A 12285-nucleotide genomic window follows, 5' to 3' on the forward strand; every position below is an offset into this window, starting at 1 on the left:
ATCCTTCGCGGTTTTCACCTTACAAAAGTATGCGAAAGTGCCTCTTGTCTGCGTCGGACGACTTAAGGATCCGATACTCCATTCCACTTGCAACCGCAATCTGCTGAGCAAAATCCTTCTTGGCTTGCACGACGGCATCCTCGATCTGGTTATCGGCCTTCACCTCCACGATCACGTACTTCAGACTGCCGTCCGGCTCTTCACGCTGGAAGATGAAGTCTGGATAGTAGCTGCGTACGGTGCGTGATTCGGGGTCAATATACTGTATGAAAAAGTCGGATTGACCGTGGGTTAGCATCCCGGTGAAGTAAATCTTCCTAACACGCTGCTCGCGCAAGAGATCCCAGAACAGCAAGTGCTCCGAGCCGGAGTCGAAGCAGTAGGTGTCGAGGTGGAAACTCTTGGCGCGTTCGATGTCCTTTATCTGCGTGTCGCCCATCCGCACGATCTTGTCCTTGGCCGCCGACACTTCGTAATAGCCGTTCGGAGGAATCTTGATCAGATCAACCTCGTACTCATCCTTCTTCTCATACTCGTCAAGCTCAAACAGCAAGCGGAACAAGCGCGGGATGATCTCGTCGTAGAGCAGTTCGTTGAACTCGTTGGTCATGGCCACCAGCTCGCCCGTACCATCTTTGGTCGTGTCCAGCAATGTCTCGATCTCTAGCGGGCTGAGGTTGAGATAGCGGGACACTTCGGCTACCAGCGTCATAGGCGAGAAGGTACGTTTCTCTCGGCGGGCGGTCAGGTCGAAGGTTCGGCTGCCAGAGGCGCGGGCTGCATCGGCGGCTGTCAAGCCGTCTTGTTGGGTTTCAATTAGGCGGTATTTTTCGATCAGCTCATTCCATTTCTCCTTGCTGGATCGCTCAGGCATTAGTTCCTGCCCTTTAACGAGCTGCTTCTCGCGCATCTGGAAGAGCTTGCGCACGCGCATGAGCTTGATCTTGACCGGCGGCTCGACCACGCGCACTTCCACGCGCTCCCTGTCCTTGCCGGTCTTTTGCAACTCTTCGGCACTGATGCGGAAGTTCTGTTGCAGTTCGTCGTTAAGCGTGTTGAGGTTGTCTCCAGAGAGGAAGACGTGGCCGGTGTGCTGAGCCTCGCCGATGGCGCGCAGGCAGCGCATCGTGGCCTGTAGCACAAACACCTTGGACTTGGGCTCGCGAAACAATCCCACGCCGAACAGAGAGCGGCAGTTCCAGCCTTCGCGGCCCTTGTTGACCAAGAGGATGAACTGCTTTTCCGATCCCTCGGTGTCGAGACGGTTGAACTCTCGGATGTCGTCGTTTGTGGTGAGTTTTTCGTCCCCCACATTGACCAGGATGCGCGAGGTTGGGATGCCATGCTTGAGCAGAGCGCGCTCGACTGCCGGTCGTAGCTCGCCCGTCAGTTCGTCGATGGTGGCTGCGAAGAATGCCAGCTTGGGAAGCATTCCCTCCGGGCGCAGCTCACCAGACCCTTTTAAGAAGGAATCAATGGCGATGTCGACAAACTCGTCGGTGCGGGTGTTGGCGTAGCCGTGCAGCGTTACTTTTTTTAGGAAACCCTTATCGATGGCCTCCTTCAGGCCGTAGGCGTAGACCACTTCCGGCAACACCTCGCGCCCCACGTAGGGTGTGCCTGTGTAGTTGTAGCAGGCCACCACGCATGTGCCCGCCGCGTTCAAGCTGGCAGCCAAAACGTCGATGGTGGTGCGTAGGCTAGTGTCGGTTTCCTTGGTCCCCACACCCATGTCCTTGGCCAGTGCCCTGCCGAAGGCGTGGTGGGCCTCGTCCACGTAAATGCCCAACTGCTCCAGGCGGCGCAGTTTCTCGAAGCGCTGGTTGGTGGTCAGCTCGCCTTCCTCCTCGGGTTGGTCGAAGTTGTAGAGGTCGGCTGCGTCGGCATAGACGCCGGCGGCAGCGAGAGTTTCGCTGGTCGCACGGAACAGCTTGTCGACCGAAGTTTTTTCCTTGTGCTGGCGCTTGAGGATGATCTTCTGCGTATTGGAAACGATGATGTTGAAGCGCGAGCGATCTAGCGTATCCAAAGACGTGCCTGCCTCTTCGAGATAGTGAAAGCGCAGGTGCGTGGTCAGGAAGTTGACGTACTCCGGCGGCACCACGCGCGTTAAGTCCAACGTCTCGATCTCCTTCAGCGACTGCAACACCGTCTTGTCCGGCGCGAATACCAGCGCGTTATGGCAATAGCGTGGGTCCTTCTCGAATTTGTTGCCCAGCAGGAACTCGTAGAAGATGCAGGTCGCCATCAAGATGGTTTTGCCCGTGCCCATCGTCAGCGCGAAGATGTAGTTTGGATAAGCGCGGGAGTTCTTGCGCATCTTCTCGAACAACAGCTTGTACGAGCTCAGTTCTAGCTCGTCGGACTCCCCAAACGAGAACATCTCCTGGCCGGCGGTACCAAGGAAGGAGCCGAACTTTCGACCCTCGAACTTCCCGCTGCGCTCGTACCAAGCCTTGAAGATCTCCTCGACCTTGGCATTGCCGAAAAACTCCTTGAGAAAGACGTAGGTTTCCAGCGCCTCGAACTGAGGCTGGCGCAAGAAGGCCTTTGGGTTTTTATCCGGGTTGTTGAAGTCGAGGTACTTGCGAGTTAGCTCCTTGTAGTTCTGCCGGATCGCTCCCCGGTTGTCCTGGTGGAACTGCCACAGAAAGCGAAAGAAAGCGAAATCCAGCGAAGTGCTCGACGAACTGGATTTCGCAGCGGTGGTCGCGTGTTTAGTCGCCATTGGCCACGCTCCCTTCCCACGACTCCGACAGCAGATCGGTAATCTTCAAGCGGATCGTGCCAGCATCGCTTGGCACCCTGTACACACCCTTAACCATCTCGTTCTTGCCAGGGATGTCCAACACGGCCGGTTGTAGCACCGCGCCATCGTAGTTCCAGTCGATAAGTACTGACTCAACCATTTCCTTCCAGTCCTCGATCGATTCCTTTTGCAGCGAAAGCTTCTGCAGCAGATTCATCGGGTAGAACTTCTCGATGATGAGTTCCCCCTTCTTGATGGAAACCTTGGCCTGCGCGTCGCGTTTGAACTCCAGATCGGCCTTGTCGCGCAGGATGTCCACTACCTCTACATCGATCTTGAAGGGTTTGGCGGCCAGCTCCAGTTGTGCGGCCAGATCCGGCTCATGTCCCATACACACGAGCATGATCTTCTCGACCGGACGGTTTGGATTCTCGTTGTGGCGGTGTTGCCAGGCCTTCTGATCGAAGTTGTGGATTAGTTCGTTCAAATCGGCGCGTGTGGCGATACGGTTTACAGGCATGATCTTGACCATTCGACCGTCCTTCTCTCCGTCGAATATGGTGCTGAATTCCAGCTTTTGTACCTCCAGCGCCTCGATCAGCAACTCCTTGGCCTGCGCGGGGTTGCGGAAGATATCGTAGTGATTGACGTTGAAAATCTCGAAGCCACACCCACGGTCGCCCGTTGTAGCCTCATCTTCCTCGAGGTCAGGCTGCGTTGGATTGGCAGCGTTCAAGAGCCGTTTTGTCGTTGTTTGAATAGCTGCGAGATTGATGTCCGCTCCTATGAAGCGTCGTCCGAGTTTCTGTGCTGCGAGAAGCGTTGTTCCTGAGCCTGCAAAGACATCCAATACAAGATCGCCCGGGTTGGATGAAACGGTGATGATACGCTCCAGAAGAGCCAGAGGTTTCTGAGTCGGGTAGCCAGATTTCTCCTGGTTCCTTGGACCTGTGGGAACCTTAATATCAGTCCACCAATCGGTGATAGGAGTTCCTCGATCAACATCCACCATTACGCCCTTGTGAATCGAGCGCATCCGTTGTGCGGTCAGTTCGTTGTAGGGGCGATAGACGGTGTTGAATGTCCAGGACGTGCCCTTCGAATATCTAAATATCGTGTCGTGTTTTCGAGGAAAATCGGTGTCTGGAACCGCGCCACCGCTGTATGTCCAGATAACCTCGTTCCGAAATTTCGAATAACCGAAGACATCGTCCAAAAGAATCTTGATATAGTGCCCGCGCGTTGGATCACAGTGAAGATAGAGCGTTCCATCTTCGGTTAATAGTTCTTTGAGCAGGATGAGACGCTCATACATGAACTGAAGATACTCATCGTTCGTCCACAGGTCGGTGTATTGTTTTTCCTCAAAGAATGCGCTGTCACCATTAACCATCTGACCACGCAAACTAATTCGCATCTTGTAGTCCGCACCTGAATCGAAGGGGGGGTCAATGTAGATGAGCTTGACCTTTCCACGATACGTCTTTAGAAGATGGCTCATAACCTGAAGGTTGTCACCCCAAAAAATCTTGTTGCGCCATCCGTTCAGTTCTTCGCCATGAACCTCTTTCAACTGCGCCGGGTAGTACTGTGTTGAAGTGAATGGTCGCTTGCCGCGCCAGTTCAGCATCGGATAGCCCTTGATCGGCTCGAACTCGTACTTCTCGACGTTGGTCGTGCCGCCATCGGGCGTTGCCAATTGCAAGCTTTCCTGCGCGGATTGTTTATCGTTCATAGGTCTTTTCGTCGGTAGATGGATTGGGATTTTTTGTTGAATAGGCCGGGATGGCTGTGTTGTGGCCGGTCTTACGAAACTGGCAGCCTCAAGAAGACGCGCGATCAGAGCGTTCTTTCGTCCCCTTGACTCAACTCCCACTGCTTCGCAAACTTGCTTGATTTCGATTTCGTTGAGATAGCCGAGTAACTCATCCGGCTTGCAGCGCCGACCGGCCAAAATGACGTCGGCAAGCGCCTGACGTTTGCGCTTGTCCTCGACGCTCAGTCCATAGTCGTCCACGATCTGCCGCAGTGTTGAGGTGCTGGCAACTGCGATGATGTTTGGTTTCAATCTCATTAGCTGTCCCTGAATTTCCAATTCTTATTGTCGCAGTAGGCACGCATGTCACAGTTCTGGCACAGCTTGGCCGGACGCGCGGCAATGCCATAGTCCTTGCGCTCGATGCGCGCCACGATGTCGTCGAAGCGCGCAATGGTCTTGCCGATTGCGCGTTCATCCTTACTGAAGGACACGTAGGGATTCCCTCCGTCCTCGCCGGTGTAGTACAGATGCATCCGGCTGACCTTCTGGCCGGTTCGCTCCTCGACGAGGTGGGCGTAGACCTCCAGCTGGCTTTGGTACTGGCGCAGCCGATCCCGGTCCTTCTCCATGTCGGGCTTCTTTTCCGACTTGAAGTCGATGATCTCGACCGTGTCATGCTCGCCGCGAATCAAGTCAACACTGCCCTTGAGGATGTACTGATCCTTGACCAGCGAAATTTCGACCTCGGCCTCTTTGATGCGATCCCAGTTGCCGTTCTCACGCTCGTAGTACCGCAGCACGTGCAGCAGCGCTGCCTGTTGTGAACTGGGCGCTAGGTATACGCGCTCCTTCTTCGACAGCAGGGCGTAGTTGGCCGCGAACCAACTCTTGATGCCGTCGCATGTGACGGTGGCTTCTTCGCCTCGCAGCACTGTCTTGTGAATGTCCTCGATGGTTTGATGCACCAAGGTACCAAACAGCATCGGACTTTCGCGTATAGCTGCGAACTCCAGCTCCTTGAAGAAGCGGTACTGCTCGGCACAGTTCTCAAACACAGTGATGTCTGAAGTAAACGAGTATTCGCGTTTGAGGTTGATCTGCTTGACAGCCTCGTAGGTCAGCGACGGCAGATCGATTGCGCGCCAACTGGGCAGCTCGTAGAACAGGCGCTCAAAATACTTGGACGGTGACTTGCCTCGGCCTTGCTTCTCCTGCGCCGCCAGCACTAGCAGGTTTTGTGCGCGCGAGAAGGCTGTGTAGAACAGCCGCCAGAAGTCGAAGTTCTTAGTGTGGTCGAGCGGCTCGAAGCGTTCCTTCGAGAGGTAGCCGCCATCCTCCAGCAGCACATCGAGCGCACCATACTGCTTGCGCGGAACTGCCTCCAGCGAGCCGCACACTACCACAGGGAACTCCAGTCCCTTGGACTGGTGGATTGTCAGGAACGACACACAGCCTTTGGGTGCGTACTCGGCTTCGTCCTCGTACTCGCCAATACCACCGTCTTGCAAGAAACGCAAAAACTGGTTGAACAGATCGCGGATGTTCTTCTCCAGCCACTCCGGGTTCAGCACACTGACGAAATGCAGGTACTCGAACTTGGTCAGTAGCTTAGAGAAGGTACCAAGGTTGCGTGCCGCACGTCCCTTGTCTACGCCTTGCGCGGCCTCTTCGGTGAGAAAGCGCGAGAACAGCGGGAACTGTAGCAGTTGGTAGAACAAGCCGGAGAACGCGTAGTCCGTGTTCTGCGCGAGCACGGCGTGGCGCTTTGCCAGTGGGCGTGCCCAATCCAGCAGTGGCTTGTTTTCCGGCTTACGCAACTCGTCGGTAAAGGGCTTGAAGCAGAGCTGGTCGTAGTAGTCCCAGATGTCCAAATGCACGCCTTCTGCCCACGCCCGTAACTTCGGGAACTGCGGAAACAGGAAGATCATTGCGCCGATCATCAGGCGGATTTCCTCGCGCTCGAAGAACATGTTCGAGCGAGGCGAGAACACGGGTACACCCTCGGATTCGAGGAAGCGTGCGAGCGCCACCACCTTGTCGTTTTTCACCGAGCGAAACAGGAAGGCTACCTGATTCCAGTCCGATAGCTTGCCGGAAGCGTTCAGGCCGTTGAGCAGGGCCAGCACCTCAGCGTGCCAGTTGGTGGTATCGCCTTTGTCGTCGCTGGCTGCCAGCCGCACCGCCGTGGGCATGTCGGGAAAGTCGTCCTCGCGCGGCACGATCTGCTTGGCGAACCGGAAAACACGCGTGCCGTCGTCCCATTGTTGTTCGCGCATCCACTCGTTATAGAAGCGGATGATGTCCGGGTGCGAGCGGTAGTTGACAGTGAGTTTTACCTGCTTGCACTGTCCTTCGTTGAATAGCGCGGGGAACTCGAGAATGTTGCGGATGGTGGCTCCGCGAAAACGATACAGGCCCTGGTCGTCATCGCCAACCACGCACAGATTCTTCTTCTCGCCCATCAGTAGCAACAGGATGCGCTCCTGGATGGTGTTGGTGTCCTGATACTCGTCTACCATCAGGTAAGACAGTTTCTCGCGCACCTGTGCCAGCACTTCCGGGCGTTTTTCCAGCAGTTGTAGAGCCTCGTACTGGATGCCGGAGAAGTCGAGCGAGTTATTCTCGTGCAGCAGTTCCTGGTACTTGGCAAAGCACGCTGCCAGCGCGCGGATTTCCACCTCGGGGGCGGTTACCAGCGTGGCGACATCAAGCGCCTCCTCGCTAACCTTGTTGAGCCACTTGAGCAGGTTTTCAGACTGCGCCCAGCGGCCTGTCTGGTCGTCGCCCATGATGAGGTGGGCGTCGGGCAGTTCGCGAAAATCCTTGATGCGCTGGTACAGAAAGTACTGCTGGTCGAACTGATCGAATAGCGTGAAGCTGCGTTTGAGACGTGTGAACTCGCGAAAATCCTCCAGCAGTCGCAAGCAAATGGAGTGGAAGGTGCCGAGGTACATCTCGTTCAGGTTGAACTTTATGCCTAGGTCGGTCAGCCGATTTGAGATGCGAGTGGTCAGTTCGCGCGCGGCCTTGTCGGTGAAGGTAACGACAAACAGCGACTCCGGAGCGACGCCTTTCTTCGTGATGAGATAGACGATGCGCTCGACCAGCGTGAAGGTCTTGCCGGAGCCGGGGCCCGCGATGATGAGCACCGGTCCTTCGGTAGCGAGGATGGCTTCGAGCTGCTGGGGGTTGGCCTTGGATCGAAGGGCGACGGCGCTGCTGGTCATTTCGCCTCCCCGTCTTCATCCTCTATCGCATTGCCGATGCGGCTGGCGATCCACTCTTCTAGGTTGCCGCACCTGAAGCACCATGTCTCGGCCAGCTTGAAGGCCGAGAGTTTGCCGCTCGTCGCGAGTTGATAGACCGTGCCCTTGCCTGCCTTTAGGTTGGCGTCAAACTCATCAATCGTGGAGATTCCGTCAATCTGGTTGCTCATAGGCCTCCCATGTTGTCTGCACTGTGTTTGGCTTGCTGATACATCTTGTCATAAGATTTCACAATTGCAGACTTGAGAAAACTTGACATCCAAATCGGAGTCAGACCTAGAGGAAGTGGCTGTGGCATCTAACTACGAGGCAATTTGCGAGGAAAACCGTGAGAGCTATGGCACCAAAGGTGCTAAGAAGTCCGGCAAGCTGGCCGCTAGCCTATATGACGACCGCACGCACTTCATCTTCGAACTGCTGCAAAACGCCGAGGACGCCCTCGGTCGGCGTGGCGAGTGGCTCGGGTCACGCAAGGTTGCGTTCAGCCTGAACCCGACCTGCCTGAAGATTTCGCATTTCGGCAAGCCGTTCGACGAGGCAGATGTCCGAAGCGTCTGCGACATCGCCGAGAGTACAAAGAATGAAGCGTCCATCGGACGCTTCGGCCTAGGCTTCAAGTCCGTCTACACCGTCACTGATCTACCGGAGATTCACTCCGGCGACGAGGACTTCGCCATCGAGAACTACGTCTTCCCGAAACGGATGGCGCGTTCTGCCCGCGCGGCGGAGGAGACACAGATCATCCTGCCCCTGAAACCGGATGACGCAAGCGCAACACAGGACATCACGGCCGGGTTCCGGCACTTAGGCCCGGGTGCGCTGCTGTTCCTGCGACACATTGACGAAATCGACTGGAGTGTCGCGGGCGGAGCGTCCGGATTCTATCTGCGTAACACCCCTGAATCGCTAGGCCCAAACGTCCAGCGCATCACGGTCATCGGCAAAGAGGATGATCGGCCGGAAGTCGACCAGAACTGGTTGGTGTTTCTCCGCGACGTGTTTTCTGCCGAGGGGCTGAAAATCGGGCGGGTGGAAATTGCCTTTTCCCTGGTTGCGGTGAAGGACGTCCCTGGCCGTTGGGCGGTGCAGCCGCTGGCCAAGTCGCCGCTGGTGGTGTTCTTTCCAACGGTGGTCGAGAGCCACCTTGGCTTTCTTGTACAGGGGCCGTACCGCACGACTCCGAGCCGCGACAACATTCCGCCAGGCGAGCCATGGAATCAGCATTTGGTCACGGAAACTTCTCGCCTGCTTGTTGAAGCGATGCGCTGGATGCGGGACGAGGCAATGCTTGATGTCGCTGCGCTGCGTTGCCTACCGCTTGACAGCGAGAAGTTCCCAAAGGATTCGCGGTTCGCGCCGATGTTTGATGCCGTCCGGCAGGCATTTCAGGACGAGAAGCTGCTCCCAACCTTCGACGACAGGTATGTCACTTCCCAACAGGCCAAGCTGGCGCGAACGCAAGAGTTGCGCGAGCTGTTCAGCCCAGAACAGGTTGCGGCGCTTTTCGGCTCGGAAGTCGCCGCGTGGCTTTCCGGTGACATCACTCAGGACAAGGCTCCCGAGATTCGCCAGTACCTAATGCGCGAACTCGACATCGACGAGATCACGCCGACAAAGCTGGTGCCGAGCTTGACTAAGTCGTTCCTTGAGGCGCAGTCCGACGAGTGGGTGTTGCGGCTGTACGAGTTCCTGAGCGGCCAGGAGAAGGCACTGGGTCGTCACCTGGATACGGTTCCACTCATCCGCCTCGATGACGGTAGTCACTTCGTCGCTCGCGTGAACGGAAAAGCCAATGCCTTCCTACCTAGCGCCATTGCCACTAGTTTCCCGACCATGCGCCGCGCTGTTTGTGCGACACCCGAAGTGCGCTTATTCCTGATTTCGTTGGGCATCACCGAACCCGATCCGGTGGATGACGTCATCTGGAACCTCCTGCCAAAGTATCAGCGGCAAGAGGTAGATGCGGGGGGCGCTGCCTACGCAGCCGATATCGAGCGTATCCGTAAGGCCTTTAACGCCGACTCAACCGCGCAGAAGGAAAAGCTCCGGTCTGCCCTGCGCGAGACCACCTTTGTGATGACGATTGAAACCGGCGATGGCAAAGGCTACGTAGCCAAGCCCGGGGATGTTTATATAGCCACCGACCGCCTGCAGCAGCTCTTCGCTGGTGTGCCTGGCATCTTGATCGTAGACAATGACTACGATTGCCTGCGCGGTGAAGAAATTCGTGATCTCCTGGTGTCTTGCGGCGCAAGCCGCTACCTCCTATCGCATGCAACGCCATCAGATCTGGGACACACTGAGAAGGCGCAAATTCGCAGGGAAGCAGGCCTTGAGCGTGCGAGCAGGGAATATTCAATAGAGGACTTCACTCTGCGCGGGCTGACGGAGTTGTTAGAGTTTTTACCTAGGTTGAGACCTGACGAAGCCGCAGCTAGGGTGAAGGCGCTTTGGGAGGCTTTGACTGATATGGAGGCGCGCGGTACTGCCGCCTTCTACGGCTCCTATAAGTGGGGATATTCCCACGAGACAAGGACTGCGCGATTTGACGCCGCCTTCATCCGAACTCTTAATCAAGTGAGTTGGGTGCCGAATGCCGACGGAGAGCTTGTGCCGCCGGGGCTCGTCGTGTTCGATGCGCTCGGCTGGAAGCCCAACCCGTTTCTGCTGACCAAAATCATCTTCAAACCACCGATCATCGATCAGCTCGCGAAAGAGGCAGGTATCGATCCGGCCGCACTCGATCTGCTGCGTAAGCTCGGTATTACCAACTTGGCTGATCTGACTTCCCGATTGGGCATCACCAACCCACCACCGGAGCCCGAGCCGTTGCCCCCATCCGAATCGGAGGCCGACGAGCTATCTGACGGTGACGTATATGACGGCGCGAAAGATCTGTACGGCGATGGCATGCCGGATATCCCGCCGGGAACCCGTGATCCGGATGGTGGTGATTGCCTGGGAACAAGCGCGGGAGGTGGTGGCCAAGGGCGGACTGGCACAGGGTCTTCGCACGGCGGTAGGCAAGGCAATGGAGGTGGGCACGGCGGCTCAGGCGGCCACGGCATCTATGGCGACAAAGGCGGCGGGCAGGGAAAGAGGGCACCTGGCCACGCAGGAGGGCGGCCATTTGTTTCCTACGTCGGCGCGCACCCGGATGACGATTGTTCTGATCCCGATGGCTTGGATCAGCAGACACGGATGCAGATCGAGAAATGCGCAATTGACCTGATCATTGGTCTTGAGCCAACGTTGTGCAGTACTCCGGAAGGAAACCCGGGCTTTGACCTCTTTGAGGTGGACAGTAGTGGGGTGCAGACCCGGTGGGTGGAGCTGAAGGCGATGACGGGCACCATAAAGGATCGTCCGGTGGGTATGTCACACGTTCAATTCGACTTTGCGCGTGAGAAGGGCCAAGCTTATTGGTTGTATGTTGTAGAAAACGCTACAGATCCCTCCAGAACAAGAGTGCTCAAGATTCAGAATCCCGCAGGACATGCAAGAACTTTCACTTTTGATCATGGATGGAGGGATATTGCCTTAATAAAAGATGCAAATTGATCACGAACATCAGGGTTGTTGCTATACCCAGTGCATTTAATCAAAAATATGCGTTCTGAAATTGCAGAAGCTATGTTTAACTCAGCTGGGTTGACTAAAAATAATGTTGGATTTATTTTCTAGATCACTGGAATAAACAGGCCGCTAGGAGAAGAACGCGTCTGACTGTGGCCTTGAATACGCTAGGTAGTTCAAAATTCGTGATTGCGCTAACAGCTTGTTCCGCAAACCATCAATGACTAGGGCGACGTTAGGATTGCTGGAGTATGCTTTTCGGGATAAGAGGATTTTTGGGAGATTTCGGTGAATAAAATTAAATAAAATTACCAAGCCATTTTCTCATTGTGACTAAGCTACTCCGTTTTTTGTGCCGCTTCTGATGTAGATAAATTGCAACTGGTGATATTTCAATCATTTTCAGTTAGTCAGAAAATTCAATCGATCTCTCCTATGAGAGAAAATGCAGCCTAGGGCTTGGTTGGGAGGGCGCTCCCCGTCTTTTAAACCCACGCTGTTTTAACGGTAGGTGCGTTCTATTTAAGCTCTGCGCATATAAGATAACACTTTGATCAGTTTAAAGTGCTTCCAGTCACTAATTAATCAGTGACTCCCGATTCCGCAGCCACAGCCCCCAGCACTGCCTCAGCCCTTCCAATCACCTCAGCCGCACTGCACCCCAACCCCCGCGCAATCTTGAACACGATGACCAGCGTGGGCATGTGCTCCCCACGCTCCACCTTGCCCATGTGAGAACGCTCGATGTTGGCGAGGTTGGCCAATGACTCCTGGGAGATGTCGCGCTCGGTGCGAAGGGCGCGTACCGCCGCGCCGAAAGCCCGGGCAATGTCTGCATCGAACGAAGTGGCTCCGGCTGGACGGCCGCGTTTGACAGGACGCTTTTGCATGGGCAAGAGCGTCAGTTTTTGATGCAATTTAAACCACGTTATATT

The 12285-nt window shown here is 55.7% G+C and carries 6 protein-coding genes; 1 reads left to right on the forward strand and 5 read right to left on the reverse strand.

The features are described 5' to 3' along the window. Nucleotides 1–19 precede the first annotated feature (19 nt). The 4 genes from ACF8ME_RS27990 to ACF8ME_RS28005 are packed head-to-tail and all read right to left on the reverse strand — an operon-like array spanning nucleotide 20 to nucleotide 7944. Nucleotides 20–2728: a TnsA endonuclease N-terminal domain-containing protein gene (locus ACF8ME_RS27990; RefSeq protein ID WP_392419179.1), complete on the reverse strand. Its 2709-nt coding sequence runs from the start codon at nucleotides 2726–2728 to the stop codon at nucleotides 20–22. Then, complete coding sequence (locus tag ACF8ME_RS27995) at nucleotides 2718–4823, reverse strand: DNA methyltransferase (RefSeq protein WP_392419180.1); 2106 nt, start codon at nucleotides 4821–4823, stop codon at nucleotides 2718–2720. Before ACF8ME_RS27995 ends, ACF8ME_RS27990 begins: the two co-directional genes overlap by 11 nt. Continuing rightward, nucleotides 4823–7735, reverse strand: coding sequence for an ATP-dependent helicase (locus ACF8ME_RS28000; RefSeq protein ID WP_392419181.1), 2913 nt, complete (start codon nucleotides 7733–7735; stop codon nucleotides 4823–4825). Before ACF8ME_RS28000 ends, ACF8ME_RS27995 begins: the two co-directional genes overlap by 1 nt. Further along, nucleotides 7732–7944, reverse strand: coding sequence for an AlpA family transcriptional regulator (locus ACF8ME_RS28005; RefSeq protein ID WP_392419183.1), 213 nt, complete (start codon nucleotides 7942–7944; stop codon nucleotides 7732–7734). Before ACF8ME_RS28005 ends, ACF8ME_RS28000 begins: the two co-directional genes overlap by 4 nt. A gap of 121 nt (nucleotides 7945–8065) precedes the next feature. Here ACF8ME_RS28005 and ACF8ME_RS28010 point away from each other — a divergent pair, with 121 nt between their 5' ends. Next, nucleotides 8066–11335 carry a sacsin N-terminal ATP-binding-like domain-containing protein gene (locus ACF8ME_RS28010; protein WP_392419184.1) on the forward strand — a complete coding sequence of 1090 codons (3270 nt, stop codon included), beginning with the start codon at nucleotides 8066–8068 and terminating at the stop codon, nucleotides 11333–11335. A gap of 596 nt (nucleotides 11336–11931) precedes the next feature. Here the strand turns inward: ACF8ME_RS28010 and ACF8ME_RS28015 are convergent. Then, on the reverse strand, nucleotides 11932–12240 hold the full coding sequence (locus ACF8ME_RS28015; protein ID WP_392419269.1) for a helix-turn-helix domain-containing protein: 309 nt from the start codon (nucleotides 12238–12240) through the stop codon (nucleotides 11932–11934). Nucleotides 12241–12285: the final 45 nt, after the last annotated feature.

It is taken from the genome of Delftia sp. WSY_7 (assembly GCF_043104845.1).
Taxonomy (GTDB): domain Bacteria; phylum Pseudomonadota; class Gammaproteobacteria; order Burkholderiales; family Burkholderiaceae_C; genus Comamonas; species Comamonas tsuruhatensis.

Excerpts from the sequence above, each read along its gene's own strand:
- ACF8ME_RS27990 (WP_392419179.1), bottom strand. The coding sequence starts at position 2,728 with ATGGCGACTAAACACGCGACCACCGCTGCGAAATCCAGTTCGTCGAGC.
- ACF8ME_RS28000 (WP_392419181.1), bottom strand. The coding sequence starts at position 7,735 with ATGACCAGCAGCGCCGTCGCCCTTCGATCCAAGGCCAACCCCCAGCAG.
- ACF8ME_RS27995 (WP_392419180.1), bottom strand. The coding sequence starts at position 4,823 with ATGAGATTGAAACCAAACATCATCGCAGTTGCCAGCACCTCAACACTG.
- ACF8ME_RS28015 (WP_392419269.1), bottom strand. The coding sequence starts at position 12,240 with ATGCAAAAGCGTCCTGTCAAACGCGGCCGTCCAGCCGGAGCCACTTCG.
- ACF8ME_RS28005 (WP_392419183.1), bottom strand. The coding sequence starts at position 7,944 with ATGAGCAACCAGATTGACGGAATCTCCACGATTGATGAGTTTGACGCC.